This is a genomic window from Mesorhizobium sp. 2RAF21, assembly GCF_052115345.1.
In the GTDB taxonomy this organism is placed as follows: Bacteria; Pseudomonadota; Alphaproteobacteria; order Rhizobiales; family Rhizobiaceae; genus Mesorhizobium; species Mesorhizobium terrae.
The window spans coordinates 1-26,348 of sequence record NZ_JBFRGM010000006.1 but is presented as its reverse complement, the minus strand read 5'-3'; the positions used below and the strand labels follow the sequence as shown (position 1 = coordinate 26,348).

Sequence of the window (26,348 nt, the reverse complement as noted above, 5' to 3'; positions counted from 1 at the left end):
CTCCGCTGCCCCAGAAACCGAAAAAAGGACGACGAGCGGCGTCGAGCTTTCACTGTGTCGCAACGAAGTTAACAACAAATTGTTGCGACGCAATAGATCACGTAACGTGAGTTATCCCCATACTTTAGGCCAAAGCCTTGGAAAAGGTAGGGCTAGCGCGCCAGCCGGCTATGGGTGCAAGCGCGAAGACGGCGCCCTCGGCGGCCAGCTGCCAGAGCCGGTCGCGCTCAAGGCCGAACAGGCCAGACAAAGAAAAAGCGCCGCTCGCGCGGCGCTTTCTCAGGTTCCAGGTCCGGTTTGTGGCCGACTATACCCTGGCCACGCAGACCGGGGCCTGGCCCGAGCTGACGAAACCGAGCTGGCTCGCGGCGCCGCGCGACAGGTCGAGCATGCGGCCCTTGATGAAGGGGCCACGGTCGTTGATGCGCACCACGACGCTTTTGCCGTTGTTTTTGTTGGTGACCTTGATCCGCGTGCCGAAGGGCAGGCTGCGATGCGCAGCGGTCAGGGCGGAGGGGTTCATGCGCTCGCCGGATGCGGTCTTGGAGTGAAGGGCATACCAGGAAGCACGGCCGCACTGGGTGGCGGCGGAGGAGGCGGACGCGCCGGCGGCAAGGCCGACTGCGACGGTGACCGCAACAAACGCGGCCTTCTTCTTGTTGATTGTCATTCCGAGGGAACGGCTCCGTTAACAGATAACGGGGCGTTAAGGACAAATGCGGCGGCAAATCCGGCCAGTTTCTGGCGAAAGCGTGGCAACGGCACACGTTTTGATTCACCTGGAAACAGTCTGTCAGAATATTGTCCGACAAATTCGCAGGATCATCGAACGAATCAACGAGCTCCAGGACAGGATCGTCCTAGCCCGCGATGATCTGATCTCCAAGTAGAATAGATGGAAATATTCAAATGATCTCATCCAGCCACGCAGCACCCGTCGGTGAGATTGCAAACGGATCGGCTGCCATCACCCGGTGGCCAACGATATTCCATGCCCTGGAAAATTGATCTGGCGCGGCCGCAAGGCGTCACCGAACCTGCATTGCGGGGAGAACCGGCGGGCGTGACGTCCAAAAACAAAAAAGCCCGGCAATGCCGGGCTTTTTGGTGCTCGCCGATCCGTTACCGGGTCGGCTGCGGAAAACTGGTGCCCAGAAGAGGACTCGAACCTCCACGCCTCGCGGCACACGGACCTGAACCGTGCGCGTCTACCAATTCCGCCATCTGGGCTGGTGGGCGCTCATGTAAGCGGGCGAACCGACCCTGTCAACGCGCTTTTTTCAAGCAAGGCGACGGGCGGGCGCAAAAGCCGCGGGCGAGCGCCGGCAAAATGCTTCAACCGGCGAGAACTTCCTTCGAGGCGACCGTCGAATCGGCGTTCAGCGTGTAGATGACCGGCACGCCGGTGCCGAGCTCCAGCTTGACGATTTCATCGCCCGTCAGGCCGTCCAGCGCCATGATCAGCGCGCGCAGCGAATTGCCGTGGGCCGCCACCAGCACAGTGCCGCCGGACAGCACATGCGGCTGCAGCGTGTGCAGGTAATAGGGCCAGACGCGCGCGCCGGTGTCCTTCAGGCTTTCGCCGCCGGGCGGCGGCACGTCATAGGAACGGCGCCAGACATGGACCTGGTCCTCGCCCCATTTCTGACGGGCATCGTCCTTGTTGAGGCCGGACAGTTCGCCGTAATCGCGTTCGTTCAGCGCCTGGTCGCGCACCGTCTCCAGATCGCTCTGGCCGACGGCGTCGAGAATGTGCTGGCAGGTCTTCTGCGCACGCTTCAGCACCGAGGTGAAGGCGATATCGAATTTCAACCCGCGCGCCTTGAGCTTGGCGCCGGCGGCCTTGGCTTCCGCGTGCCCCTGTTCGGTCAGGTCGACATCGCGCCAGCCGGTGAACAGGTTCTTCAGGTTCCATTCGCTCTGGCCGTGGCGCACGAGCACGAGGGTTCGCGACATATTTTATCCCTTCACGAGTGTGGATCAGGCGCCCTGGCCGAGGCCAAGCACGTCCCGCATCGAATAGAGGCCGGGCTTGCGCCCATGCGCCCACAGCGCCGCCTTGACGGCGCCACGGGCAAAGATGGTCCGGTCCTCGGCATGATGGCTGAGCGCAATGCGCTCGCCGGGGCCGGCCAAGAAGACCGAATGCTCGCCGACCACCGAGCCGCCGCGCAGCGTGGCGAAACCGATGGCCTGCGCTTTGCGGGCGCCGGTGTGGCCGTCCCGCGTGCGCACGCTGTTTTCGGCAAGCGCGATGCTGCGTCCTGCCGCCGCCGCCTCACCCAGAAGCAGTGCTGTGCCCGACGGCGCGTCGACCTTGTTGCGATGGTGCATTTCGAGGATCTCGATGTCGAAATCCTCGGGCGGCAGCGCCTTGGCGGCCTGTTCGACCAGAACCGCGAGCAGGTTGACGCCGAGGCTCATATTGCCGGACTTGACGATGGTGGCGTGGCGGGCGGCGGCGGCGATGGCCGTGTCGTCCTCGGCCGAACAGCCGGTGGTGCCGATGACGTGGATGATGCGCGCCTGGGCGGCATAGCCGGCGAATTCGACGGTCGCCGCCGGCGAGGTGAAGTCGAGCACGCCGTCGGCCTTGGCGAAAGCGACCAGCGGGTCGTCGCCGATCAGGACACCGATCGGGCCGACGCCGGCCAATTGTCCGATATCCTTGCCGATATGGGGCGAACCCTGCCGTTCGATGGCGGCGGAAACGGTCGCGCCCGGTATCGTGGCGATGGTGCGCACCAGCGCCTGCCCCATGCGGCCCGCGGCGCCAACAACCACCAGCTTCATGTCGCTCATCCGTTGCTCCCCGTCTTGCGTCTGGTCTTGCCTGCCGGCACGCCCTCCGCTTCGGGAAGGCTGTCGACCAGACCAAGACCCTGGCCACCCTGCAGTTTGTGGAAACGGGCATAGGCGCCGCGCGGCCTGGCGATCAGCTCGGCATGCGTGCCTTCCTCGACCAGGCGGCCCTGCTCCAGGACGACGATATGGTCGGCATTGACCACTGTCGACAGCCGGTGGGCGATGACGATGGTGGTGCGGCCCTGCATGATGCCGGTCAAAGCCTGCTGCACCCGCGCTTCCGATTCATTGTCGAGGGCGGACGTCGCCTCGTCGAGCAGCAGGATCGGCGCCTGGCGCACGATGGCGCGCGCGATCGAAACGCGCTGCCGCTGGCCGCCGGACAGGGTCACGCCATTCTCGCCGACGGGCGTGTCGTAGCCCTGCGGTTGCTGGCGAATGAAGTCGTCGGCCGCGGCCTGTTCCGCCGCCAGTTCGATGGCGGCGTCGCCGGCATCCGGCCGGCCGTAACGGATGTTGTCGCGGATCGTGCCTTCGAACAGATAGGGCTGCTGCGACACGAAAGCGATCGACTGCCGAAGCGAGCGCTTGGTGACCTTGGAGATGTCCTGACCGTCGATCTCAATCGAGCCGCCGTTCACATCGTAGAAACGCTGCAGGAGCGCCACCAGCGTCGACTTGCCGGCGCCCGATGCGCCGACGATCGCCGTGGTCTTGCCCGCGGCGGCGGTGAAGGTGAGGTTTCGGATCACCGGCGCGTCGGGCAGGTAGCCGAACGTCACGTTTTCGAAGCGGATCTCGCCGCCCTTGACCTTGGCTTCCTTGGCGTCCGGCGCATCGCCCTGCTGCGGCTCGATGTCGAGCAATTCGTAGATCATGCGCGCATTGACCATGGCGCGCTCGACATTGACCTGGGTGCGGGCAAGCCGGCGCACCGGGTCGTATGCCAGGAGCAGCGCGGTGATGAAGGCCATGATGTTGCCGGGCGGCTCATTGTCGATCGCCGATTTGTACATCGAATAGGCGACGACGCCGGCAACCGCGAAACCGGCCAGTATTTCGGTGATCGGCGCCAGCCGTTCCGAAACGCGGGCGATCTTGTTGTAGCGGCCCTCCGCCCTGTCGACGAGATCGCCGATCTTGCCGGTCAGTTGCTCCTCCATGGTGAAGGCCTTCACCACGGCGATGCCTTGCACGGATTCCTGCATGGCGCCGATCAGATGCGAGTTGATCTCGACCGATTCGCGCGTCACCCGCCGCAAACGCCGCATGATGTAGTTGACCGCCCACACCAGCGGCGGGCCGATCAGGAAGATGCTGGCAGCCAAAAATGGCGCCTGGTAGATCATCACGGTGACCAGGCCGATCAGGGCGACAAGGTCGCCGGCCACCGACTTCAGCGTCATCGAGAACAGGTCGCGGATGCCGGCGACGTTTTCGTTGATGCGCGCGGCGAGCTGGCCGGAACGCGTTTCGCTGTAGAAATCGACGCCCAGCTTCATCAGGTGCCCGAAGACGCGCTTCTGGTAGTAGGCAACGATGCTGTTGCCGATCTTGGCCAGCGTGACCGCGGCACCATAGGTCGAAAGGCCGCGAACCAGGAAAATGCCGATGATACCACCGCAGATCCAGGGTATCAGGTCATAGCGACGGCCATAGTAGAGATAGTCGACCAGCGGCTGCATGATGTAGGCCGCCCCACCCGTCGTCGCGGCCATCGCGATCAAACAGGCAGCCGCGATCCAGTAGGACTTCACATGTCCGCGGCCAGCTTCGTCGAAGATACGTCGCAACACGGCGACGACTTCGCCGGGGGCCGCCTTTCGATTGGGGTCGTTAAAGGTCAAATTTCAGTCCGCTGCGCGCTGCATTCGTCGGCTCGCCCATTGGCGTCCGGCTCCTAATAGCCGCATCGCCGCCCATTGCCTATGGCCAATGGGCAACGCGCCGAAATTGCTTGGCCGCTTCAAGCCCTCCAGCGGCGGCCTTCGGTCTCCACGCCAAACAGCGACGGCGCCCGCGCATAGGCGGCGAGGCCGGCCAGCGCGGCGAGTGGGTGGGTGATGACATAGACCGGGATAGACCGCATCAATTCGCTGTGAGGTGCTTTGTCCTCGAAGGCGGCGCGGAAATTGCCAGCCTTCAGCGCCGGCACGATCTTCTGGGCGATGCCGCCGGTGAGGAAGACGCCACCACGGCTCTTGAACACCAGCGCCAGATCGCCGGCGGTGCGGCCAAGGCAGGTGACGAAGAGCGAAACCGCTTCCTCGGCGACGGCGTCGGACTTCGCCAGCGCCGCGGCGGTGATTTCGGCCGGCTTGGTGAAGGGAGCCGCCTTGCCGTCTGCCATGGCGACGGCGCGATAAGCATTGACCAGCCCGCGGCCGCACAGGATCTGTTCGCCGGAAATGCGGCCCTCGATCTTTTCGATATGCGGAAACACCTGGAAGTCACGCGGCGAGCGCGGGCCGATGTCCATGTGGCCGCCCTCGCCCGGTACCGGAATCCAGTGACCGAGCGCATGGATCAGCCCGGCGACGCCGAGGCCGGTGCCCGGGCCGAGCACGACGCGGCTGGCATTCGGCACCGCTGCGCCGCCGCCGATCTTTTCCATATGCTCTTCGCCCAGCGCGACCACGGCGAGCGCCTGCGCCTCGAAATCGTTGAGCACGACGACGTCGCTGAAACCGAGATCGCGCAGCATCACCTTCGGGCGGATCACCCAGGGACAGTTGGTGAGCGGGATCTCGTCGCCGTCGACCGGACCGGCGATGGCAAGCACGGCGGAGTTCGGCCGCACGGACGAGCGGTCGAGCACGGCGGCCTGGATGGCGGCGTCGATGGTCTCGTAATCGGCGGTCTGGACGATATGCGGCTCACCGGCTTCGGCATTGGCGTCGAGGACGATGGAGAACCGCGCATTGGTGCCGCCGATGTCGCCGATGAGGATCGGGAATCTCAGCGTACCGCTTCCTTCAGTCATTCCCATCCCCGGTTCGATGCGGCGCGGTCTCGCCGTTCTCTGGTTCCGGCCGGATCGTTCGCGGCCGCGGGCCGGAGCGATTCGACCGGATGCAATATCTCAATCGATTGAATGCTATAAACAAACAAAAGCGCCCCCGAAAGGGCGCTTTTTCTGGTCTTCCCACCGCTTGCGCCGTTTCAGCCGCCCGGGCGGGGGCGCGGCAACGGAATGCCGATGGCGGGCGTCGGCGCAAAGGCATTGGCGCTGACAGGTTCGGGCGGCGTCTCGCCGACGGCCGTCGCGGCAGGCGCCTCGGCGGGTTCGGGCGAGGCGGCGACCGCAACGGGCGCGCGGCCGTCGCCATGATAGGTTGCCGCCTCGGCGGAGGCCGGCGACGGCGCCTGCAGCACCATCCGGCATTCCTTCGGCAGGTTGGCCATCGTCATGATGTCGCGCGCCTTCGGCGCATCGGGGTTCTTGTTGGGGCGCCACGGCTCCTCGGTGAACCACCAGGCCAGCGACTTGTCGCAGCCGTCGCCCGGTGACGTCGCCGCCTGCTCCTTGCAGCCATGCGAGCCGGGCTGGCAGCCGATGCGGATGTGGAAATGATAGTCATGGCCCCAGAACGGCCTGATCTTGCGCAGCCAGGAACGATCGCCGGTGACGGTATCGCAAAGTTTCTTCTTGATGCCGGGATTGACCAGGATGCGCTCGATTTCCGGATAGCTCGCCGCGCGCTTGAGAAGCTGGGTGTGCGCCGGTGTCCACAATTTGTCGTAGACGCGGTGGGTCTTGGGGTCGACCATCAGGGTCGCGCTCTTGTTCTCGCGCTCGGCCGAGGTCAGTTCGCGTTTCGGCATCGGCGTCAGCCAGATGTCGGCGTCGAGGCCGATCTGGTGCGAGGCATGGCCAGTCAGCATCGGCCCGCCGCGCGGCTGCGAGATGTCGCCCAGAAGCAGGCCCGGCCAGCCATCGGAGGCGGCATCGCGGGAAAATTTCTCGAGCAGCGCGATCATCGCCGGGTGGCCCCAGCGGCGGTTGCGGGAAGGCCGCATCACCGTCCAGGTATCGCCCTCGAAGGGAATGGCGACACCGCCAGTGAAACAGCCTTTCGAGTAGAAGCCGAAGGATTGCGGCGTGGTTGCCGCCGGCAGCTTTTCGGCACCGAACAGGTCCTTCGCCAGTTCCTCCGCCATCGCCGGGCGCGCCTCGAACTCGACGGCACCGACAAGCGCGGCAAGGCCCACCAATGCACAGGCCGCCTTGCGGGCGATCGTTCGCAGCCTCATCCTCACCTTAGCCTCTCCCTGCTTCCGCAGTCCCTTCGGTTCCACCCCGGCCCTGAGCGAATCATACCACGCCACGGCCGGCCCGCGCGATCACGAGCGCTTCATCGGGCTGCGCGCAACGCCTTTGTCCCAGTCGCCGCTCGCCCACATATGGTCGAAAGCCGAATGGTAGTCAGGGAAGCGGAACGCATAACCGCTGGCCTTGATCGCCGCGTTCGAGACACGTTTGTTCTCGCCATAGAAGGACCGGGCCATCGGCGATAGCCGAGCGGTCTCGAAATCCGTCTCCGGCGGCGGCTCAACACCCATCAGCGACGCCGCATAAGTCACCACGTCCTGCGGCGGCGCCGGCAGATCGTCGGTGACGTTGAAGACGCCGCCCAGCTCCTGTCCGGCCAGATGGCGCAAGGCGCCGGCAATGTCGTCGCGATGGATGCGGTTGAACACCTGCCCCGGCTTGATCAGGCGCTTGGCGCTGCCGTCGGTGAGATTGACCAAGGCGTTGCGGCCGGGACCGTAGATGCCGGAAAGGCGCAGCACCGCGACCGGTCGGTTAATGTCGCGGCCAAGGTCCAGCCAGGCCCGTTCCGCCGCCAATCGGGCGACGGAGCGACCGGAAACCGGGCGGCATTCGCTGTTCTCGTCCACCCAGTCGCCGCCATGGTCGCCATAGACGCCGACCGTCGACAGATAGCCGATCCAGCGCAAGGCCGGCATGCGTTCGGCAAGCGTTTCCCGCGCGGCTTTCAGCACCAGGTCGCCGTCCGCCTCGGGAGCGATGGAAATCACCAGATGCGTGGTCCTTTTGAGTGCCGCCGCGATCTCGTCCGTCAACGTCCCGTCAAAGCCCAAGGGTTCAATCCCCGCCTGCCGGAGCGCGTCGAACTTGTCCGGCGAACGCGTGGTGCCGGCAAAGCCACCGAAATCGCCGTTCAGGCGGGCAAAGCCCTGCGCGGAATAACCGGCGCCGAAAATGAATATGCTGTTGCCGGTCATGCCGTCGTTCCCTTGCTCGTCGCCTCATCCAGCGCCGACCGCCACTCGTCGCAGACGACCGCGTCGTCCTCGCCCGGCAGCGCCGCCTCGGCCAGATCGCCGAATGTAGCGCGCGCCATCAGTCGCGACAGTGCCCACACCGCCGCACCCCGCACCAGCGGCGAAGCGTCGGCCAGAAGCGCGCGCACGGATGCGACGAGGCTTCCCTCGCCCGAATTTCCGGCGGCGATCAAGACGTTGCGGATGAAGCGGTCACGGCCGATACGCTTGACCGGCGAACCGGAAAAGAAGGTACGGAAGGCGGCATCGTCAAGCGCAAGCAAATCGGCCAGCCGCGGCTCGCGCAATTCGGCGCGCGCGACGAGTTTTGCCTCCGACGCGGCCTGCGCGAATTTGTTCCACGGGCACGCGGCCAGGCAATCGTCGCAGCCATAGATGCGGTTGCCGATGGCGGCGCGGAATTCGTGTGGGATCGGCCCCTTGTTCTCGATGGTGAGATAGGAGATGCAGCGGCGCGCATCGAGCCGGTAAGGGGCGGGAAAGGCCGCGGTCGGGCAAGCGTCGAGACAGGCGCGACAGGACCCGCAATGGTCCTCCTCGGCAGCGTCCGGCGTAAGTTCGGCGGTGGTGAAGATGGTGCCGAGGAACAGCCAGGAGCCGTGCGGGCGGCTGACCAGATTGGTGTGCTTGCCCTGCCAGCCCAGTCCGGCGGCTTCCGCCAGCGGTTTTTCCATCACCGGCGCGGTGTCGACAAAAACCTTGACGTCGCCGCCAGCCACGGCGACCAGCTTGCCGGCCAGCTCCTTCAGCCGGCCCTTGATGATGTCGTGGTAGTCGCGGTTCCGGGCATAGACCGAGATGGCGCCGCGGTCCGGCCTTTGCTGGAGCAGGCGCGGATCGCGATCCGGACCATAGTTCATCGCCAAAACGATGATGGAACGCACATCCGGCCACAGCACCGACGGATCGGCTCGGCGCTGCAGCGTCTCGGCCATCCAGCCCATCGAACCGTGAAAACCGGCGGCGACGAATTCGGCGAGCCGCGCCGGCGCCTGCGGAATGGCATTTGGCGTGGTGACGGCGACGGCATCGAAACCGGCGCGCCGCGCCTCCCGGTCGATCAGTTGACGCAGCTTTGCCGGATCAGAAATCGAGGTCCGCATAATGCGATACCGGCGACAGGCCCCGCACCCGGTCGGCCAGCAGCGGGCGGAAGGAGGGGCGCGATTTCACGCGGGTGTACCATTCGCGGGCGGCGCCGTATTCGCGCCAGTCGATCTCGCCCAGATAATCGAGCACCGAAAGGGCGGCGGCGGCGGCAAGATCCGCATAGGTGATGCGGCTGCCGGCCAGCCAGTGGCGCGTGCCGGCCAGCCAGTTGGTGTATTTCATATGCTGGCGGATGTTGGCGCGGGCGGCGCGGATCGCGGTCGAATCGGGCGAGCCGCCACCGGCTTCCGCCGGCATGTGCGGCTTCAGGACGCGTTCGCGCACGAGATGGCGGGTCACCTCGGTCTCAGTCTTGGCCAGATACCAGTCGGTGAGGCGGCGAATCTCGGCGCGCTCCATCGGCCCTTCGACGAACAGGCGCTTGTCGCGCTTCAACACGCCGCGCGTCTCGTCCAGATATTCGGCGATGACGCCGGCGCCGATGATCGGCACGTCGCCTTCGGCCAGCAGGATGGGCAAGGTGCCGGCGGGATTGAGCGCCAGGAACTCCTTGCGGCGGGTCCACGGCTTCTCTTCGATCAGCGCCAGCTCCTCGCCATACTCGCCGAAGGCGAGGCGTACGAAGCGGCAACTGGCGAACATGGGGTGGTGGAAAAGCGTCAGCATAGTCTCGAATGATATATGCGCTGGCGAATCGTTGGCCGCGCCGATAAGTCTTGGTCGCCCGATTCCACGGGCTGTCAGGGTGCTGCGAGCTATAGGAGCAGTTGAGCACGCTGACAAGCAAGCCCCGACGCGGGATTCGCCACAGTTTGCGACTTTGGCCGAATGCCGGTGCGTCGGTTCGACAGTTCGAGCGCGAGCAAGGGCAAGACCGGACCCGCTTTTGCCGATCGCGCCCTCCGCGAGGTTGCTATGGAATTCTGGACTTTGGTGGAAGCGCTGCTGCTCGGCCTGCTCGAAGGGCTGACGGAATTCCTTCCGGTGTCCTCGACGGGCCACATCCTTTTGGCCGGCCATTTTCTCGGCTTCGAATCGACCGGCAAGGTGTTCGAGGTGCTGATCCAGCTCGGCGCCATCCTCGCGATTCTCAGCCTCTATGCGGGCCGGATCTGGGCATTCCTGCGCCAGCCCGGCGCCTTCGGCCTGCTGGTCGAGGCGGCGATCGGCTCCATCGCCTCGTTAGTGTGGCTGGTTGGCTGCGCCTTCGAATTCGTCGCGGCGAAGGTGAAACGCCGGCGTGTCAACATGTTCCTGCCGCCCGAATTGCCGAAGGACCCGAGCGTGCGCCTGCTGGTCGGCGTGTTCCTGGCCTTCCTGCCGGCCGCCGTGATCGGCGCGCTGGCGCATGATTTCATCAAGACGGTGCTGTTCGAAACGCCGAAGCTGATCTGCATCATGCTGATCCTGGGCGGCATCGTGCTGTTGTGGATCGACAGGCTGGACCTGAAGCCGAAATATCACAACGCCTCGGAACTGCCGCTGTCGATGTGCCTCAAGATCGGCCTGTTCCAGTGCCTGGCAATGATCCCCGGCACCTCGCGCTCCGGCGCCACCATCGTCGGCTCGCTGCTGATGGGGGTCGACAAGCGCGCCGCCGCCGAATTTTCGTTCTTCCTCGCCATCCCCACCATGCTGGGCGCCTTCACGCTCGATCTGATCAAGAACCGGCACGCCCTGACGAGCGGAGACTTCCCGATCATCGCCGTCGGCTTCGTGGCGGCCTTCATCGTCGCCGTCATCGTGGTGCGCAGCCTGCTCGGCTACGTCTCCCGGCACGGCTATTCGCTGTTCGGCTGGTGGCGGCTGATCGTCGGCGGCGTCGGCCTGGCCGCCCTGTTCATCTGGGGTTGAGCGCGAAGAAGGCGGGGCGGAACGGGCGAAATCCTACGATCGCCTCGATCACAAGTCTGTACCGATCAGGACAGCTCGTCGATCAGTGAATGCAGGATACCGTTAAGTACGGCCGGCTTCTCGAAGGGAACATAGTGCCCGCACTGCGGGACGATAGTCAGGCGTCCGTCCTTTGCCGAGCGCGCCTGTCTGATCGTAACGACAGGACCGGGTGCCACGTCATTCTCCCCTGAGATGCAGACGACCGGACATTCGAGGCGCGGTAGAAAATCGTTTCTGTCAGGCCTGGTATGAAATGCCTCCACGCCTTTTGCGATTGCTCGCCAGTCTAAGTTCGTTGCCCAGGACTTTGCTCGAGCCCGCAAAGCAGAAGGCGCAAATGAGGAGATCAACGGATCCCAGTATAGATCCCACGCCGCCCCCACACCGCTATTGCCGAGTAGCTCAGCAGCCTCGGTCCGCAGTGCGGAATCGCGACGGTGTCCAGCGTTGGCACCAATCAGCACAACGGCCGCAATGCGCTCAGGTGCCAGGACGGCCATCTCCAAAGCGCAGGAGCCGCCTACCGAATTACCGACGACGATCAACCGGTCGCCCCTGAGGCTGCCAAGGATTTCCGAAGCCCATTGGGGCAGGGTTTCACCAAGACCGTACATCGTGGGGGCATGCGTGTGGCCGGGCAGGACATTCTGTTGTTCTGTCCACATTGCTGCGTCGAACGGCAGCGCATGCAAAAGCACGAGTTCCAGTTGGCTCTCCATCGTCTACGTCATCCGGCCCAGCGCGTTAACGACGCCCCGCATACGACCAAAAAGGCCGGATTGCTCCAGCCTTTTTCTAGCACGCGAGATATCAGAAAGATCAGGCAGCGGGCTTGCGCTGGAACTGACCGGCGGCGCGGAAACGCCACAGATAGCTGGGCAGGATGGTGCCGACCGATTTCGCGGTGATGCCGAGCGCGGCGAGTGTGCGGCCTTCCTTGGCGGCGGCATCGGAAACCACATTGTCCGACTGCAGCAGCGTAACCTGGTCGCCGGTCAAAAGCGGATTTGGCAGCAGGCCGAGGATCGACGCCTGAAGCCGCGCCACCCACCACGGCATCGCCACCAGCAGGCGCTTGCGCTCGATCACCGTCAGCATTTCCTGCAGGCATTGCTTGAAGGTCAGCACGTTCGGCCCGCCGAGTTCATAGACGCGGCCGCCTTCGACCTTACCCTCGACCGAACGCGCGATCGCCTCGGCGACGTCGCCGACATAGACCGGCTGGAAACGGGTCTCGCCGCCGCCGATCAGCGGCAGCACGGGCGAAAAGCGCGCCATCGCGGCGAAACGGTTGAAGAAACCGTCCTCGGGGCCGAAATTGATCGACGGGCGATAGATCACCGCGTCTTGCTTGGTGTCGAAAACGGCCTTCTCGCCCAGCGCCTTGGTGCGGGCGTAGTCGGATTGGGAATCGGCGCTGGCGCCGAGTGCCGAGACATGGGTGAGGCCTGCGCCGACCGAGCGGGCGGCCTCGGCGACGGCGCGAGCGCCGAAATCATGCACCACGCCGAAGCGCTGGCGGCCGCTTTCATGGAGGATGCCGACGAGATTGATGACGTGATCGGCGCCCTGGACGGCGTTGTCGACCGACCAGCGCACGCGGATATTGGCCTGGACCGCCTGGATCTGGCCGACATTGCCGAGCGGCTGCAGATGGCCGGCGAGATCGGGACGGCGGCAGGCGACCCTGACGCGATAGCCGCGCTTGGCCAGCGCGCGCACGACATGCCGCCCGACAAAGCCTGAGCCGCCGAAAACGACGACGAGCTTGGGGGTTTGCAGGATTTCGGTCATGGCTGGCTCCGGCGCTCGAAAGCTTGGCTGAAGCCGTTTCATAGTCGGTTTCGCGCCAAAGGCAAAGGGCGACAGGAGGTCGCCGCGGCTTCATCTTTGGGGCAGCCAGTCCGCCCGCGAAAGCGGACGGCTAGCGCTTGTGCCGCTCGGCGAAATCGGCGATGCGCTCGACGATGTCCTTGGAGACGGTGATGCCGCGCGCGGCGGCTTTTTCGGTGGCCGTCGCCTTCGAGACCCCGGGTATGTGGACGCCGTAGCGGCGATTGAGCCGCGCCAGCTGATCCTTCATGCGCTTTTCGAAATCGGGATCGAGCAGCTTGGGTTCGATCGCCAGGATGAACAGGCCGGTGCCGGGGTTGTCCGGCCCGCCGGTGAACCAGGGCGCGTCGAGCGACCAGTTGGCGCCCGACAGGCCGGCCGCCAGCACCTCCACCATCAGCGCGATGTTGGCGCCGCGCTGGCCGCCGAAAGCCAGCAGCGCGCCCTTCATGGCGGCTGCGGGGTCGGTGGTCGGGTTACCCGCATTGTCGAGGGCCCAACCCTCGGGGATCGCCTTGCCGTCGGCGGCCGCCTTGCGGATGTTGACGAAGGCGGTCGCGCTCGAAGACTGGTCGATGATCAGCGGCGGGCCGTCGGCGGCCGGGCAGGCAAACGACATCGGATTGGTGCAATAGACCGGCTTGGTCGAGCCGGAGCCGGCAAGCACCGCCGGGCCGTTGGTGGCGCCGAAAGCGACCAGGCCCTGTTCGGCGAGACGGCCGGTGAAATAGCCGAGCGCGCCGGCCGTATAGGCGTTCTTCTGCGAGAAGATGGCGACGCCGAACAGCCGCGCCGTCTTGGCAAGATCCTCGGCGATGCGGTCGAAGCCGGTATGGGCGGCACCGCCCCGTGCGTCCGAAAGATAGATGGCGAGCGCCGGGCGGGAGATGGCCGGTTCGGCCTTGCCGTTGATGCGGCCGGCCTCGAGCGCTTCCAGATAGTCGATATAGTGCGACAGGCCGACGGCCTTGTTGCCTTCCGCCTCGGCAGCGATCGCCGCGGTAGCGATCGAGCGGGCGGTTTCATCGCTGGCGCCGGCCCCGAGCGCCGCCATGCGGCATAGGGCACTGGCCTGTTCGAGACTGAGCTGCATCCCATCCCCCTGAACCGGACCCGGCGGCGCCACGCGCAGCCTGGTGTCGACGCCGCCAAAAATTCCGCGCCCACCCCCTGGGCCAGCCTGTCGCACGATCTCTGCCGCAAGAGCGCGAAGCGGGTCAACCCAGTCTCGCCGGGATCCGCTGTTCGAGCTTGCGGAAGCCGAAAACGAGGACGCCGGTAATGGCCATATAGACCACCGCCAGCAGCAGCAAGGGCTCATAGGTGACGAAGGTCTCCTGCCGGACCCGCGACGCCACGGAATAGATGTCGACCATGGTGATGGTCGCCACCAGCGGCGTTGCCTTGAGCTGCAGAACCGTCTCGCCGGCCAGCGTCGGCAAGGCGCGCCGCAAGGCCTGTGGCAGCCAGATGCGCCGGAAGGCGGTCCAGCGGCGCATGCCGAAGGCGCGCGCTGCTTCGAGCTGTCCTCTCGGCACGCCGGCGAAGGCGCCGCGCATCACCTCGCCCTCGTAGCCGGCATAGGACAAGGTCAGCGCCAGGACGGCATAGGGCCAGGCCTGCCGGAGATACGGCCAGAGGAAGGAGTCGCGGATCCACGGGAATTGCGGGAACAGGGAGCCCAGTCCGTAATAGAGCAGCCACAATTGCAACAGCAGCGGCGTGCCGCGGATGACCGTGCAGAACAGCCGCGCCGGCACCGCCAGGAATGCCGGACCGGCGACCTGGGCGAAGCCGATCGGGATCGCCAGCGAAATGCCCAGAACCGACGTCACCGCCAGAAGCCAGATGGTGCGCCAGATGCCTTGCAGGGCAAGCGGCAGATAGGCGGGCAGCCAGTCCCAGCGCATGAAGAAGATCGAGGCGAGCACGATCGCCGCCGCGATGATCATCAGCACGATGCGGTGCGGCTGCAGCCATTCCGACCTTCGCTGGGGAACCGATGTCGTTGCCATAGCCATCAGCGTGTCTCCGCCAAAGGCGGCATGCCGCGCCGCGAATAGCGTTCGAAACGCGAAATGATCAGGTTGGAGACCAGGGTCAGCGCCAGATAGAGCACGCCGGCGGCAATGAAGAAGGTGAAATAGGCCTTGGTGGCGCCAGCAGCGAGCCGCGTCGTCTGCGTCAGCTCATTGAAGCCGACGACGGCCAGCAGGGCGGTGTCCTTGGTGGCGATCAGCCACAGATTGGCGAGGCCCGGAATGGCGAAGGGCGCCATCGCCGGCAGGGTGATGCGCCGCAATTGCAGCGCCGGCGACATACCATAGGCCCGTGCCGCCTCGATCTGGCCCTGCGGAATGGCGAGGATGGCGCCGCGCAGCACTTCGGTGGAATAGGCGCCCTGGACGACGCCGAGCACGCAGATGCCGGCGATCAGGCCGTTGATGTCGACCGGCGCATAGCCCATCAAGGTGAGCAGGCGGTTCACCAGGTCGGTCCCCGCGAAATAGAGCAAAAGGATCAGCACCAGTTCCGGCACCGCGCGCACCACGGTGGTGTAGAGGCCGAACAGGTCGCGCACCATCGGGCTGCCGTAAAGCTTGCCATAGGCGCCGCAGATGCCGATCAGAAGGCCAAGGCCGAACGAACCGCAGGCGATGCCGACCGAAGCGAGCAGGCCACGCAAAAGATTGCCACCCCAGCCAGGCGGACTGAATGCCAGGAGGTCGGCGAGGCCGGCCGCCGAGGCCGAAAGGAAGATGTCTGTCAGCGTCGTTACCCCGACTGGACGGCGGCACCACGGACCGCCGCTGCAGAATTGCTTCGAATGAGCCGGCCCGCCCCCCGACGTGCCGGCTCATGACCCGGCGTCGGCGCAGAGCGCCCGCCGGATGCGCGCGTCGCCGGTGACGGCGCCACGCGGAGCGGTTTCAGTCCGCGACCCTAGTTGGACTGGACCTCGTCGCCATAGACATCGAAGGTGAAGTACTTCTTGGTGATCTCGGCATATTTGCCGTTGGTGCGGATGGCCTTGATGGCCGTGTTGATCTTGCCCTTCAGCTCGTCGTCGCCCTTGCGCACGCCGGCGCCGACGCCCGGGCCGAGCACTTCGAGATCGGGCGCGACATTGCCCTTCATGTCGCAGCAGGCCTTGCCCTGGTCCGACTGCAGGAAAGCATCGAGCGCGATCTGGTCGGCCTGGGTGGCGTCGATGCGGCCGGCGGCGAGGTCCTGATTGGCCTCGTCCTGGGTCTGGTATTCCTTGATCTCGGCCGCGGTCGAGCCGAAATGCTTCTTGGCGTAGGCGGCGTGGATGGTGGACACCTGAACGCCGATCACCTTGCCCTTCAGCCCTTCCGGCGTCGCGTCGAACTTCTGGCCCTTGGCGCCGGCGATCGAGGTCGGGGTGTTGTAATATTTGTCGGAGAAGTCGATCTCCTTCTTGCGCTCGTCGGTGATCGACATCGAGTTCATAATGGTGTCGATCTTCTTGGTCTTGAGGCCGGGGATCAGCCCATCCCACGGAATCGGCGTCAGCACGCAATCGAGCTTGGCCTCGGCGCAGATCGCCATGGCGATGTCGACCTCCCAGCCACCCCACTTGCCGGACGCATCCTGCGAGTAGAAGGGCGGATAGGCTTCAGGCGAGAAGCCGACCTTCACCTGCTCGGCGCTGGCCGCGAAGGTTCCCGCCAGCGCGAGCGCGGCGGCGGCGACTGCGGTCTTGAGAAATGTTTTCATTCCAGTTCTCCCGTTGTTTTTCATGTTCCCAGTATTTTTTTCGTCTTCTCTTTCCGGCATGCCGAGACCCCGAAGGGTCATCCAACATTGCGCAGAAACTGTTTCAGCCGCTCGGATTTCGGCGCGCCGAACACCTGCTCGGGCGGCCCCTCTTCCTCGACCAGCCCGTTGTGCAGGTAGATGACATGCGTCGCCACCTCGCGGGCAAACTTCATTTCATGGGTGACGAGCACCATGGTGCGCCCCTCGCGCGCCAGGTCGCCGATCACCTTCAAGACCTCGCCGACCAGTTCGGGGTCCAGCGCCGAGGTCGGCTCGTCGAACAGCATGACCCTGGGCTGGATGGCGAGCGCCCTGGCGATGGCGGCGCGCTGCTGCTGGCCGCCGGACAGGAAGGCCGGGTAGACGTCGCGCTTCTCGGCGAGGCCGACGCGGGCCAGCAGCTTTTCGGCCGTGGCGATCGCCTCGTCGCGCCTGACGCCCAGAACATGCACCGGAACCTCGATGACGTTCTGCAAGAGCGTCATGTGGCTCCACAGATTGAAGCTCTGGAACACCATGCCGAGCTTGGAGCGAATGCGCTCGATCTGCCGGCGGTCGGCGGGCACGGTATGGCCATGGCTGTCGGCCTTGAGCTTGATCTCCTCGCCATTGACACGGATGATGCCGCTTGTCGGGTTTTCCAGGCAGTTGATGCAGCGCAAGAGGGTGGATTTGCCCGAGCCGCTGCCGCCGATGATGGCCACCACCTCGCCGTCGCGCGCCGACAAGGACACGCCTTTCAGCACGTGAAGCTCGCCGAATTTCTTGTGCAGGTCCTCGACATGAATGGCTTCGGCGGCGCTGTTCAGCACCTTGCCGGACGGAGCGGATGCGGCGCTCGCGACGCTCACCGGCGACCCTCTGCGCGACATTCGACCTCTCGTCGAACAGCTATCCGGCTAATCAACATACGCTGTACTGTCCCGCTCCAGACTTCAGCATGGACCCGGCAGCGCCGGCCCGTCAATCCTCGCCATTACGGCACTTGCGGCCTTGTTACGCAAGTGTATAAATAGCCTTTCATGAAATTTCTTCGATTTTTTTCAACCTAAAAGGGCATCGATGAGCGCTTTCGGATCTCAGTCCATGGCGGCGCCGCTGCGGCGCGTGCTGATGCGGTCGGCGGCCAACGCCATGCGCGGCGCCGACAGGGCAGCCTGGCATTACGGGCCGGGCTTCGACCCGGCGAAAGCGGCCGTGCAGCACGCCGCGCTTGCCGATCTGGTCGCGGCGTCCGGCGCCGAAATCGAATGGGTCGAGGACCGGGCCGACGGGCTTTCGGACTCGGTGTTCACCCATGATCCATCACTGATGACCGACCGTGGCGCCCTGATCCTGTCGATGGGCAAGGCGTTGCGCGCCGGAGAACCAGCGCTGCACGAAGAGACCTATACGAAGCTGGGCATTCCGATCCTCGGCCGCGTCGAGGCGCCCGGCCAGGTCGAGGGTGGCGACTGCGTGTGGGTAGATGCCCGCACCCTGGCCATCGGCCGCGGCGTGCGCACCAACCAGGCCGGTATCCAGCAGGTCTCGAACCTGTTGTCGCCGCTGGGTATCGCCGTTTACGGCTTCGACCTGCCGCTGTGGCATGGCGAGGAGGCCTGCCTGCATCTGATGTCGGTGATCAGCCCGCTGGCCGACGATCTTGCGCTGGTCTATTCGCCGCTGCTGCCGGCGCCGTTCTACCAGATGCTCAGGGAGCGCGGCATTCGGCTGGTCGAAGGCGATGCCGGCGAATTCGCCGCCTCCAACGGCCTCAGCCTCAATGTCCTGCCGACCAGCCCCGGACAGGTGATCGCCGTCGCCGGCTTCCCCAAGACCAAGGCCGCGATGGAAGCGGCGGGCTGCACGGTGGCGACCTTCGAGGCCGACGCGCTGTGCATCGCCTGCGAGGGCGGACCGACCTGCCTGACCCGGCCGATCCTGCGGCAATGAATGCGCCGGTCCGCCGCAAGTTCCGCCGCGAAGGCGAGGAGCGGCGGCGGCAGGATCTTGTCGAGGCGACCCTGGATTGCGTGGCCGAACGCGGACTGCAAGGGGCCACCTTGCGCGCCATCGCGCTGCGCGCCGGCGTCACCGCCGGGCTGATCCGGCATTATTTCCCCAGCAAGGAAGACTTGTTGCAGGCAGCCTACGCGACATTGGTCGGCCGCATGACCGAGCAGGCCAAGGCGGCACTTGCCATGGATGGCGCCACGCCGCGCCAGCGGCTTGCAGCCTTCGTCGCCGCCAATCTCGAGGCGCCGATCGTCGACCAGCGGGTGTTTTCGCTGTGGGCGACCTTCATCGGCCGCGCCAATTCCGACCCGGCGTTGGCCAGCGCGCATCGCGAGGGTTATCTCGGCTTCCGCAACGAGGTCGAGGCGCTCGTGGCCGAAGTGCTGGCGGCGAAGGGTCGCGCGCCCGACAAGGCCCGCTTGCGCGGCCACGCCATCGCCGTCAATGCCGTCATCGACGGCCTGTGGCTCGAAGGCTGCCTTGCCGGCGAGATGTTTTCGGCCGGCGAACTCGCCGCCATCGGCATCAGGACCGTCGAGGCCGAACTGGAACTCGGCCCGGAGGAGGAGACCAAGACATGACCACCGTTGGCGAAGCGCTCATCGCGCTGCTCGAAGCCCATGGCGTCGACACCGTGTTCGGCATTCCGGGCGTGCACACGGTCGAGCTTTATCGCGGCCTTGCCCGATCTGGCATTCGCCACATCACGCCGCGCCACGAGCAAGGCGCCGGCTTCATGGCCGACGGTTATGCACGCGCCTCCGGCAGGCCGGGCGTCGCTTTCGTCATCACAGGGCCGGGCCTCACCAACACCATCACCGCCATGGGTCAGGCACGGGCCGATTCAGTGCCGATGCTGGTCATTTCCGGCGTCAACGCCACGCCGACGCTCGGACGCGGCCTCGGCTACCTGCATGAACTGCCCGACCAGCGCGGCATGATGGCGAAGGTGGCACTGTTTTCCGAACGCGTCACGGAGCCCGCGCAATTGCCAAGTGTGCTGGCGCGCGCCTTCGACCTGTTCAAGACGGCGCGGCCCGGCCCGGTTCACATCGAAATTCCCCTCGACGTGATGGGCCAGCCGGCCGACGGGCTGAAAGCGACCGGGCAGCCGCCACGCACCAAGGCGCTCGATATGGCGGCGATCGAAAAGGCGGCGGCGTTGGCAACGGCCGCCGCGCGCCCGCTGATCCTGGCCGGCGGCGGCGCCAGGGGTGCCGGCACCCTGCTTCGGCATCTTGCCGAGCGCCTCGACGCGCCGGTGATCCAGACTGCCAATGCGCGCGGCCTCATGCACGGCCACGCGCTCACCGTTCCCGCCAGCCCGAGCCTGAAGGCGGTGCGCGCGCTGATGGCCGACGCCGATTTCGTGCTGGCGGTCGGCACCGAATTCGGCCCGACCGACTATGACATGTACGGCGATGGCGGCTTCGCGGCACCGGCCCAACTGGTGCGCATCGACATCGACGCGGACCAGCTCGCCCGCCACCCGGCGACAATCGCCATCGAGGCCGATTGCGCGGAGGCGCTCGCGGCATTGCTGAAGGCAGTGGCACAGGATGCCGGCGCGGCCACCAAGCAAGGGGCGCCGCGCGCCGCCTCGGCTCGGGCCGCCGCCTTCGCCGAGATCGGCCCGGCCATGCAGGCGCAGGTCGCGGCCGTGGAGACGATCCGCAACGCGCTGCCAAACGCCATCATCGTCGGCGATTCCACCCAGCCCGTCTATGCGGCCAACCTCTATTACGACCACGACCGGCCGTCCGGCTGGTTCAATGCCGCGACCGGCTTCGGCGCGCTGGGCTTCGGCCCGCCGGCTGCGATCGGCGCGGCGCTGGCCGTAGCGGACGCCACGGTCGTCTGCCTCACCGGCGACGGCGGCTTCCAGTTCACCCTGCCCGAGGTCGGCGCGGCGCTCGACGCCGGAACCCCGGTGATCTTCGTGGTCTGGAACAATCGCGGCTACCGCGAGATCGAGACCTCGATGCGCGATGTCGGTGTCGAACCGGTCGGCGTCTCGCCGGCGCCGCCGGATTTCTGCAAGCTGGCCGAAGCCTACGGCATCGGCTCGCACCGGCTCGACGGCCCGGCGGGCCTGGCGCAAGCTTTGGGTAAGGCACGCGCGACAAAAAAGCCTTTCCTCATCGAGATTTCGGTTGAGTGATCGCCCGAAAGGCGCGACTTTCCATAATCTTCTTTCCACGAGCAGGAGTTGTCGCGAATGGCGGCTACGCTGGAACAAAAACATGTGGTGGTGACCGGCGGCACGGGCGCGCTCGGCAGTGCCGTGGTGACGCGGCTGTTGCAGGAAGGCGCGATCTGTCACGTGCCGAACAGCCATGCCGCGGCACCCGCCCATTTCCCCTTCACCAAGCACGAGCGCGTGCGGCTGGTGAACAATGTCTATCTGGAGGACACCGAGGCCGTCACCGCCTTCTATGCCGGCGTGCCGGACCTGTGGGCGTCGATCCATCTTGCCGGCGGTTTCGCCATGGCGCCGGTGGAGAAGACCGAATCGGCCGCCTACAACGAGATGATGGACACCAATGCCCGCACCGCCTTCCTGTGCAGCCGGGCGGCGGTGCGCGCCATGCTTGCCTCCGGCACGGCCGGGCGCATCGTCAATGTCTCGGCGCGGCCCGGGCTTGACCCGAGGCGCGGCGCCGGCATGGTCGCCTATGCGGCAAGCAAGGCCGCGGTGGCGGCGATGACGGTGGCGCTGGCTGAGGAGCTGAAGGGCAAGGGTATCCTCGTCAACGCGATCGCCCCTTCCACGCTCGACACGCCGACCAACCGCGCCGACATGCCCGACGCCGATTTTTCGAAATGGGTGAGCCTGGACGCGGCGGCCGAAACGATCGTCTATCTCGCCTCGCCCAGCAACGAGGCGATGAACGGCACGCTGGTGCCGCTTTACGGCAAGGCCTAGATCGGGGTCTCTCCCGACAGTTCGCTGCAGGCCGCCGGTCAACCGGCGTCGGCGGCCTCGTCGATCATGGCCTCGATGTTGTAGCCATTCGGATCGATCACGAAGGCCGCGTAATAGTTCGGCGTATAAGCGGGGCGCGGTCCCGGCGCGCCGTTGTCAGCCGCTCCGGCTGCCAGTGCCGCCTGATAAAAAGCGTCCACTTGCGCATGGCTTTTGGCGCGGAAAGCGACATGCACGCGGGTCAATGGTCCGGGGCTGGCTGCCTGCATGATCTCGAACAGGCCGTCGCCGATGTTGAAGGCCCAGAAGACACCCTCCTCTCCGAAGGAAAGCTGGTAGCCGAGTGGCACGAAAGCCTTCTCGTAAAACAGCTTGCTCGCGGCGAGGTCGCTGACGGCGACGGTGACATGATCGATCATTGAGAACCACCCCGGGACAAACACCAGCATGACGCCGGCGGCGGCAATGTCCCCGGACGGTTGACGACTTTCAAGACGGCCCGTTCGGGACAAGACAACAAAAAACCCGCCGGATCGCTCCAGCGGGTTCTTTTGTCTCTGTGTCGCGCCGCCGAGAGCGGCGCGGCAATGGTGCGGTCGGCTTAGTTGCCGCCCTGCTTCTTCAGCGCGGCACCCAGGATGTCGCCCAGCGAAGCGCCGGAGTCGGTCGAGCCGTACTGAGCGACCGCTTCCTTCTCCTCGGCGATTTCCAGCGCCTTGATCGAGACCTGCAGCTTGCGGGTCTTCTTGTCGAAGGCGATGACGCGGGCGTCGACCTTCTGACCGACGGTGAAGCGCTCGGGGCGCTGCTCGTCACGGTCACGCGACAGGTCGGAACGCTTGATGAAGGTGTCGATGCCGCTTTCAACAAGCCGCACTTCCAGACCGCCATCCTTCACGCCGGTGACCTCGCAGGTGACGACGGCGTTCTTGCGCAGTTCGCCCGACGTGGCGGCTTCGCCGGCCGTGTCGCGCTGCAGCTGCTTGACGCCGAGCGAGATGCGCTCCTTGTCGATGTCGACGTCGAGAACCTGCGCCTTGACCATGTCGCCGCGATTGTACTCTTCGATGACCTGCTCGCCCGGACGGTTCCAGTCGAGATCCGACAGGTGGACCATGCCGTCCACGTCGCCGTCGAGGCCGATGAACAGACCGAACTCGGTCTTGTTCTTGACTTCGCCTTCCACGGTCGAGCCGACCGGGTGGTTGGCGGCGAAGGCGTGCCACGGGTTCTCCAGCGTCTGCTTGAGACCGAGCGAGATGCGGCGCTTGGCCGGATCGACCTCGAGCACGACCACGTCGACCTGCTGAGTGGTCGACAGGATCTTGCCGGGGTGCACGTTCTTCTTGGTCCACGACATTTCCGAAACGTGGATGAGGCCTTCGATGCCCGGCTCCAGCTCGACGAACGCGCCATAGTCGGTGATGTTGGTGACGGTGCCGGTGATCTTCTTGCCGATCGGGAACTTGGTGCCGATATCCGACCACGGATCCGACTCGAGCTGCTTCATGCCGAGCGAGATACGGTGGGTTTCCTGGTTGATGCGGATGATCTGCACCTTGACAGTCTGGCCGATGTTGAGGATCTCGGTCGGATGGTTGACGCGGCGCCAGGCCATGTCGGTGACGTGCAGCAGGCCGTCGATGCCGCCGAGGTCAACGAACGCACCGTAGTCGGTGATGTTCTTGACCACGCCCTCGACAACCTGACCCTCTTCGAGGTTCTGGACGATCTCGGAGCGCTGTTCTGCACGGCTCTCTTCGAGAACTGTGCGGCGCGACACGACGATGTTGCCGCGACGGCGATCCATCTTGAGGATCTCGAAGGGCTGCGGGTTGTGCATGAGCGGGGTGACGTCGCGGATCGGACGGATGTCGACCTGCGAACGCGGCAGGAAGGCAACGGCGCCGTCCAGATCGACGGTGAAGCCACCCTTGACCTGGTTGAAGATGACGCCTTCGACGCGCTCGCCCTTGGCGAACTTCTCTTCCAGCTTGACCCAGCTTTCCTCGCGGCGCGCCTTGTCGCGCGAGAGCATGGCTTCGCCCAGCGCGTTTTCGATGCGCTCGACATAAACTTCGACGGTATCGCCGACCTTGAGGCCGCCTTCCTTGCCCTTGGCGCCGAATTCCTTCAGTGCCACGCGGCCTTCGACCTTGAGGCCGACGTCGATGATGGCCATGTCCTTTTCAATGGCGGTAACGGTACCGCGCACGACCTGGCCTTCGCCCGAGTGACCGTCCGAGAACGATTCTTCGAGCATGCTCGCGAAATCGTCGCGAGTGGGAATAGCTTGAGACATATTTTCTCCTGAAAAGCCTCTCCTGGAGGCTGGCGCCGTGGGTTAGCGTTGCGATGACCTGCCGACATTCCGGGTCAAGACCCTTGGCCGCGATGAAGCGGCGGTTCGGCGCAGAAGAATGCTGGCAGGCCGGTTTTGGTCCGATATGGGTATCTTCGCGCCGCAGACAACAGCGATCGGCGAAAAACCCTGATCAGGCCTCGTCTCTCTTGGCCAGGACGTCGTCAACGATCGCCTTGGCCGCCAGAAACGCGGCTTCTATATCCATTTGCGAGGTATCAAGCAAGTGCGCGTCGGCGGCAGGCTTCAAAGGCGAGTCGGCGCGGCCCATGTCGCGCTCGTCGCGGCGTTGGATATCGGCAAGGATCGCGGCGAAATCGGCCGATCCGCCATTTTCCTCGATTTCGGCCAGGCGCCGCCCGGCACGAACCTCGGCGCTGGCCGTCACATAGAGCTTCACGGCGGCGTCGGGGCACACCACGGTGCCGATGTCGCGGCCGTCGAGCACCGCCCCGGAAGACTGGGTTGCGAAGGCGCGCTGCTTGTCGACGAGGATCCTGCGCACCTCGGGAATGACCGCGACCCTGGACGCGGCCTCGCCGACGGCGTGCGCCGACAGGATGCGCTTGTCGAGCCCCGACAGTTCGACCAGCCGCGCCGCCTCGATGGCATGCGGCTCATCGCCCAGCGGCCAGCCTTTCGTCAGAAGCATATGCGCGACGGCGCGATAGGTGAGGCCGGTGTCGAGATGCGGCAGGTGGTAATAGTCGGCCAGCCGGCGGGCCAACGTGCCCTTGCCCGCGCCTGCCGGGCCGTCGATGGCGATGGTGAGAGGGTTTGGCATGGTCCTGCTTGAAGCCGAGACGGAGACGGAAGGCAAGGGTGTCTTCACTTGCCGTCACGCATTCGCGTCACAGGCGCATGGGAGGCCGCTTCGCCCGGCGGCGCACTATTTCGTGAACGGCAGGCCAGAAACATTCGTTTGTTTGTCCCCGTACTCACAAATGAGGCCTGCACAAGCCGGCCTCTTCAACCCTACGGGAGGACTTAGCGTGACGAAGAAAATTCTTTGCCTTTGTGCGTTGGCGGCCTCGATCCTCGCCGGCCCGGCCTTTGCCGGAGCCCTCGATGAACCGGCTGTGATGACGCCGTTTTTCACCGATAGCGGCATGAAGACCATGAAGCCCAAGGACGACATGATGAAAGCCTGGCAGGCTATGTCCAAGGACGATCAGGGCCGGATGACGAAGGAGTGCCAGGATGCGGCCATGAGCAAGCCCCATGCCGAATTCTGCGCCGACGTGATGCAGTTCGCCGGCCACAAATAGCCGGCAACCCTACGACACTACCCCGCCCCGGCTCAGCCGGGGCGGGGCAGGCCCCCAGGCCCATCGGCATCGGCGGCGCCGATTTCGGCCATGTGCAACATAAGAGGCGGCCGATCGAACCGTTCGACTGGGCCGGTCGCCGCTGCGATCAATGCGCGCCCGCGCCGGTGAGCAGTTCCAGCATCTCGCTGCGCGAAAACTGCATGGTGTAGCGATATTGGGATTTGTCGTCGTAGAGGCCGCCGGCACAGAAACGCAGCTTTATGTCGTCACCGTCGACGTCCATCTCAACGAGTTCGAGCGGCTGACTAAGGATTATCTTCTCGACCCCGAGCCGCTTTGCCGGCCTGACTTTTATGTTCATGGCAAATACCCCTGTCGCATCGAACCGGTGTAACTGGACGAGGGGTAGTGCCCATTATCCGCACCCAGAGGCCCGCACAAATGTCGCCATTTGCGTCCAGGCCCAGGCCGGATGAACTGCCTCATCGGGATGAGGCCCACGTACATCTGAGCGCCTTATCTTTTTTCCCTTTCCCGGGATTTGTCAAATTTTCCCGAATCGGCCGAGCGTTGGACATGGAGTTCCACCGGCCTGCGCGATGCCTGCAACGCGATGTGGATTGCCGACTGCGGCCCCGTCCGCGCCGGTAATAATCCCCTCGCCGCCTCAACGGCTTGGCGAAAGCAGGAAGGGTTCGTCATTCCCGACCGCGTGAGCGAGGAACGAGCGGAGCGTGTCGGGAATCCATACCGGAACGCCGATGCACCGGCGCGGTGCAGGATGTGGATAGAAAGCGCTGCGGTAGGCGCAAGCTCAAAGAAAGAACCGTGTCCCTTCAATCCCTTATCGAAAACCGCACGAAAACCACGCCCGGATTTGCCCACACGTTCGGGGTTTGCACGACAATCGGCGCATCGCCCTCACGGGAACCTGGTGCGCACCGGGTATCAGGGAGGGCGCCGGTGCCGGACTGGCAGCGCTAACGGTGGCGCTGTCTGGTGACGAGCCCTAAGTCCGGGCCGTCCGGGCCCTGGAAAAACCCGGCCGCCGAAA

General features: G+C 65.2%; 26 protein-coding genes and 1 tRNA gene. 6 read left to right on the top strand and 21 right to left on the bottom strand.

The window, feature by feature from the left end; all coding sequences use genetic code 11:
* Window positions 1–307 precede the first annotated feature (307 nt).
* From AB4136_RS11150 to AB4136_RS11105, 10 genes are all read right to left on the bottom strand, one after another.
* A complete protein-coding gene (locus tag AB4136_RS11150) occupies window positions 308–670 on the bottom strand; it encodes a septal ring lytic transglycosylase RlpA family protein (RefSeq protein ID WP_036253366.1) in 363 nt (120 codons plus the stop codon).
* 475 nt (window positions 671–1,145) lie between these two features.
* Window positions 1,146–1,230: transfer RNA gene (locus AB4136_RS11145), tRNA-Leu, on the bottom strand.
* Between the two features lie 105 nt (window positions 1,231–1,335).
* Complete coding sequence (locus AB4136_RS11140) at window positions 1,336–1,956, bottom strand: 2,3-bisphosphoglycerate-dependent phosphoglycerate mutase (RefSeq protein ID WP_024924334.1); 621 nt, start codon at window positions 1,954–1,956, stop codon at window positions 1,336–1,338.
* Window positions 1,957–1,980: 24 nt separating this feature from the next.
* Window positions 1,981–2,802: a 4-hydroxy-tetrahydrodipicolinate reductase gene (gene dapB / locus AB4136_RS11135; RefSeq protein ID WP_024924335.1), complete on the bottom strand. Its 822-nt coding sequence runs from the start codon at window positions 2,800–2,802 to the stop codon at window positions 1,981–1,983.
* On the bottom strand, window positions 2,799–4,652 hold the full coding sequence (locus AB4136_RS11130) for an ABC transporter ATP-binding protein (RefSeq protein WP_024924336.1): 1,854 nt from the start codon (window positions 4,650–4,652) through the stop codon (window positions 2,799–2,801). The genes dapB and AB4136_RS11130 overlap by 4 nt, the downstream gene beginning before the upstream one ends.
* 119 nt (window positions 4,653–4,771) lie before the next feature.
* Entirely contained in the window at window positions 4,772–5,788 is a 1,017-nt protein-coding gene (locus AB4136_RS11125) for a glucokinase (protein WP_036253363.1), read from the bottom strand.
* 179 nt (window positions 5,789–5,967) lie between these two features.
* Window positions 5,968–7,059, bottom strand: a complete 1,092-nt coding sequence (gene mepA / locus AB4136_RS11120; protein WP_051504870.1) for a penicillin-insensitive murein endopeptidase — start codon at window positions 7,057–7,059, stop codon at window positions 5,968–5,970.
* Window positions 7,060–7,149: 90 nt separating this feature from the next.
* The gene (locus tag AB4136_RS11115) at window positions 7,150–8,055 is read right to left on the bottom strand and encodes an SDR family oxidoreductase (RefSeq protein WP_137900314.1); all 906 of its coding nucleotides are present in this window, start codon (window positions 8,053–8,055) and stop codon (window positions 7,150–7,152) included.
* A complete protein-coding gene (queG, locus tag AB4136_RS11110; protein WP_024924340.1) occupies window positions 8,052–9,218 on the bottom strand; it encodes a tRNA epoxyqueuosine(34) reductase QueG in 1,167 nt (388 codons plus the stop codon). The genes AB4136_RS11115 and queG overlap by 4 nt, the downstream gene beginning before the upstream one ends.
* Entirely contained in the window at window positions 9,199–9,891 is a 693-nt protein-coding gene (locus AB4136_RS11105; RefSeq protein ID WP_024924341.1) for a glutathione S-transferase family protein, read from the bottom strand. Before AB4136_RS11105 ends, queG begins: the two co-directional genes overlap by 20 nt.
* A 162-nt stretch (window positions 9,892–10,053) precedes the next feature.
* Here AB4136_RS11105 and AB4136_RS11100 point away from each other — a divergent pair, with 162 nt between their 5' ends.
* Window positions 10,054–11,079, top strand: coding sequence for an undecaprenyl-diphosphate phosphatase (locus tag AB4136_RS11100; RefSeq protein WP_307418142.1), 1,026 nt, complete (start codon window positions 10,054–10,056; stop codon window positions 11,077–11,079).
* Between the two features lie 65 nt (window positions 11,080–11,144).
* On the opposite strand, the gene AB4136_RS11095 is transcribed toward AB4136_RS11100, so the two are convergent.
* The 7 genes from AB4136_RS11095 to AB4136_RS11065 form a co-directional block, all read right to left on the bottom strand.
* Window positions 11,145–11,840 (bottom strand): alpha/beta fold hydrolase, encoded by a 696-nt coding sequence (locus AB4136_RS11095; protein ID WP_024924343.1) that lies wholly within the window; start codon window positions 11,838–11,840, stop codon window positions 11,145–11,147.
* Between the two features lie 100 nt (window positions 11,841–11,940).
* A complete protein-coding gene (locus AB4136_RS11090; protein ID WP_024924344.1) occupies window positions 11,941–12,915 on the bottom strand; it encodes a complex I NDUFA9 subunit family protein in 975 nt (324 codons plus the stop codon).
* A 130-nt stretch (window positions 12,916–13,045) separates the two neighbouring features.
* Window positions 13,046–14,047 (bottom strand): Ldh family oxidoreductase, encoded by a 1,002-nt coding sequence (locus AB4136_RS11085; RefSeq protein WP_024924345.1) that lies wholly within the window; start codon window positions 14,045–14,047, stop codon window positions 13,046–13,048.
* Window positions 14,048–14,171: 124 nt separating this feature from the next.
* A complete protein-coding gene (locus AB4136_RS11080) occupies window positions 14,172–14,975 on the bottom strand; it encodes an ABC transporter permease (protein WP_024924346.1) in 804 nt (267 codons plus the stop codon).
* Entirely contained in the window at window positions 14,975–15,724 is a 750-nt protein-coding gene (locus AB4136_RS11075; RefSeq protein ID WP_081766876.1) for an ABC transporter permease, read from the bottom strand. The genes AB4136_RS11080 and AB4136_RS11075 overlap by 1 nt, the downstream gene beginning before the upstream one ends.
* Window positions 15,725–15,897: 173 nt before the next feature.
* Window positions 15,898–16,695: a transporter substrate-binding domain-containing protein gene (locus AB4136_RS11070; RefSeq protein ID WP_024924348.1), complete on the bottom strand. Its 798-nt coding sequence runs from the start codon at window positions 16,693–16,695 to the stop codon at window positions 15,898–15,900.
* A 77-nt stretch (window positions 16,696–16,772) separates the two neighbouring features.
* On the bottom strand, window positions 16,773–17,609 hold the full coding sequence (locus AB4136_RS11065) for an ABC transporter ATP-binding protein (RefSeq protein ID WP_051504871.1): 837 nt from the start codon (window positions 17,607–17,609) through the stop codon (window positions 16,773–16,775).
* Window positions 17,610–17,799: 190 nt separating this feature from the next.
* Here AB4136_RS11065 and AB4136_RS11060 point away from each other — a divergent pair, with 190 nt between their 5' ends.
* Genes AB4136_RS11060 through AB4136_RS11045 form a run of 4 tightly spaced genes read left to right on the top strand, consistent with a single transcriptional unit; the run spans window position 17,800 to window position 21,661 of the window.
* Entirely contained in the window at window positions 17,800–18,672 is an 873-nt protein-coding gene (locus tag AB4136_RS11060) for a dimethylarginine dimethylaminohydrolase family protein (RefSeq protein WP_024924350.1), read from the top strand.
* Window positions 18,669–19,316 (top strand): TetR family transcriptional regulator C-terminal domain-containing protein, encoded by a 648-nt coding sequence (locus tag AB4136_RS11055; protein WP_024924351.1) that lies wholly within the window; start codon window positions 18,669–18,671, stop codon window positions 19,314–19,316. Before AB4136_RS11060 ends, AB4136_RS11055 begins: the two co-directional genes overlap by 4 nt.
* On the top strand, window positions 19,313–20,896 hold the full coding sequence (locus AB4136_RS11050) for a 5-guanidino-2-oxopentanoate decarboxylase (RefSeq protein ID WP_024924352.1): 1,584 nt from the start codon (window positions 19,313–19,315) through the stop codon (window positions 20,894–20,896). Before AB4136_RS11055 ends, AB4136_RS11050 begins: the two co-directional genes overlap by 4 nt.
* Window positions 20,897–20,953: 57 nt before the next feature.
* The gene (locus AB4136_RS11045; protein WP_024924353.1) at window positions 20,954–21,661 is read left to right on the top strand and encodes an SDR family NAD(P)-dependent oxidoreductase; all 708 of its coding nucleotides are present in this window, start codon (window positions 20,954–20,956) and stop codon (window positions 21,659–21,661) included.
* A 38-nt stretch (window positions 21,662–21,699) separates the two neighbouring features.
* On the opposite strand, the gene AB4136_RS11040 is transcribed toward AB4136_RS11045, so the two are convergent.
* The 3 genes from AB4136_RS11040 to cmk form a co-directional block, all read right to left on the bottom strand.
* The gene (locus AB4136_RS11040; protein ID WP_024924354.1) at window positions 21,700–22,080 is read right to left on the bottom strand and encodes a VOC family protein; all 381 of its coding nucleotides are present in this window, start codon (window positions 22,078–22,080) and stop codon (window positions 21,700–21,702) included.
* 182 nt (window positions 22,081–22,262) lie between these two features.
* The gene (gene rpsA / locus AB4136_RS11035; protein ID WP_024924355.1) at window positions 22,263–23,963 is read right to left on the bottom strand and encodes a 30S ribosomal protein S1; all 1,701 of its coding nucleotides are present in this window, start codon (window positions 23,961–23,963) and stop codon (window positions 22,263–22,265) included.
* 193 nt (window positions 23,964–24,156) lie between these two features.
* Window positions 24,157–24,807 (bottom strand): (d)CMP kinase, encoded by a 651-nt coding sequence (gene cmk, locus AB4136_RS11030; RefSeq protein ID WP_024924356.1) that lies wholly within the window; start codon window positions 24,805–24,807, stop codon window positions 24,157–24,159.
* Between cmk and AB4136_RS11025 the strand changes: the two genes are divergently transcribed.
* Window positions 24,806–25,291 carry a hypothetical protein gene (locus AB4136_RS11025; RefSeq protein ID WP_307418136.1) on the top strand — a complete coding sequence of 162 codons (486 nt, stop codon included), beginning with the start codon at window positions 24,806–24,808 and terminating at the stop codon, window positions 25,289–25,291. The two genes, cmk and AB4136_RS11025, sit on opposite strands and share 2 nt — an antisense overlap.
* Before the next feature lie 148 nt (window positions 25,292–25,439).
* Here the strand turns inward: AB4136_RS11025 and AB4136_RS11020 are convergent, their stop codons facing one another.
* Complete coding sequence (locus tag AB4136_RS11020) at window positions 25,440–25,655, bottom strand: hypothetical protein (protein WP_024927534.1); 216 nt, start codon at window positions 25,653–25,655, stop codon at window positions 25,440–25,442.
* Window positions 25,656–26,348 lie beyond the last annotated feature (693 nt).

Bases quoted from the DNA above. Each gene is read 5' to 3' on its own strand.
- AB4136_RS11020 (WP_024927534.1), bottom strand. From the start codon at position 25,655: ATGAACATAAAAGTCAGGCCGGCAAAGCGGCTCGGGGTCGAGAAGATA.
- AB4136_RS11090 (WP_024924344.1), bottom strand. From the start codon at position 12,915: ATGACCGAAATCCTGCAAACCCCCAAGCTCGTCGTCGTTTTCGGCGGC.
- AB4136_RS11080 (WP_024924346.1), bottom strand. From the start codon at position 14,975: ATGGCTATGGCAACGACATCGGTTCCCCAGCGAAGGTCGGAATGGCTG.
- AB4136_RS11065 (WP_051504871.1), bottom strand. From the start codon at position 17,609: ATGTCGCGCAGAGGGTCGCCGGTGAGCGTCGCGAGCGCCGCATCCGCT.
- AB4136_RS11040 (WP_024924354.1), bottom strand. From the start codon at position 22,080: ATGATCGATCATGTCACCGTCGCCGTCAGCGACCTCGCCGCGAGCAAG.
- AB4136_RS11060 (WP_024924350.1), top strand. From the start codon at position 17,800: ATGAGCGCTTTCGGATCTCAGTCCATGGCGGCGCCGCTGCGGCGCGTG.
- AB4136_RS11025 (WP_307418136.1), top strand. From the start codon at position 24,806: ATGGTCCTGCTTGAAGCCGAGACGGAGACGGAAGGCAAGGGTGTCTTC.
- AB4136_RS11070 (WP_024924348.1), bottom strand. From the start codon at position 16,695: ATGAAAACATTTCTCAAGACCGCAGTCGCCGCCGCCGCGCTCGCGCTG.
- rpsA (WP_024924355.1), bottom strand. From the start codon at position 23,963: ATGTCTCAAGCTATTCCCACTCGCGACGATTTCGCGAGCATGCTCGAA.
- AB4136_RS11140 (WP_024924334.1), bottom strand. From the start codon at position 1,956: ATGTCGCGAACCCTCGTGCTCGTGCGCCACGGCCAGAGCGAATGGAAC.
- AB4136_RS11100 (WP_307418142.1), top strand. From the start codon at position 10,054: ATGCCGGTGCGTCGGTTCGACAGTTCGAGCGCGAGCAAGGGCAAGACC.
- AB4136_RS11045 (WP_024924353.1), top strand. From the start codon at position 20,954: ATGGCGGCTACGCTGGAACAAAAACATGTGGTGGTGACCGGCGGCACG.
- AB4136_RS11085 (WP_024924345.1), bottom strand. From the start codon at position 14,047: ATGCAGCTCAGTCTCGAACAGGCCAGTGCCCTATGCCGCATGGCGGCG.
- AB4136_RS11055 (WP_024924351.1), top strand. From the start codon at position 18,669: ATGAATGCGCCGGTCCGCCGCAAGTTCCGCCGCGAAGGCGAGGAGCGG.
- AB4136_RS11115 (WP_137900314.1), bottom strand. From the start codon at position 8,055: ATGACCGGCAACAGCATATTCATTTTCGGCGCCGGTTATTCCGCGCAG.
- AB4136_RS11150 (WP_036253366.1), bottom strand. From the start codon at position 670: ATGACAATCAACAAGAAGAAGGCCGCGTTTGTTGCGGTCACCGTCGCA.
- queG (WP_024924340.1), bottom strand. From the start codon at position 9,218: ATGCGGACCTCGATTTCTGATCCGGCAAAGCTGCGTCAACTGATCGAC.
- AB4136_RS11095 (WP_024924343.1), bottom strand. From the start codon at position 11,840: ATGGAGAGCCAACTGGAACTCGTGCTTTTGCATGCGCTGCCGTTCGAC.
- mepA (WP_051504870.1), bottom strand. From the start codon at position 7,059: ATGAGGCTGCGAACGATCGCCCGCAAGGCGGCCTGTGCATTGGTGGGC.
- cmk (WP_024924356.1), bottom strand. From the start codon at position 24,807: ATGCCAAACCCTCTCACCATCGCCATCGACGGCCCGGCAGGCGCGGGC.
- AB4136_RS11105 (WP_024924341.1), bottom strand. From the start codon at position 9,891: ATGCTGACGCTTTTCCACCACCCCATGTTCGCCAGTTGCCGCTTCGTA.
- dapB (WP_024924335.1), bottom strand. From the start codon at position 2,802: ATGAGCGACATGAAGCTGGTGGTTGTTGGCGCCGCGGGCCGCATGGGG.
- AB4136_RS11050 (WP_024924352.1), top strand. From the start codon at position 19,313: ATGACCACCGTTGGCGAAGCGCTCATCGCGCTGCTCGAAGCCCATGGC.
- AB4136_RS11125 (WP_036253363.1), bottom strand. From the start codon at position 5,788: ATGACTGAAGGAAGCGGTACGCTGAGATTCCCGATCCTCATCGGCGAC.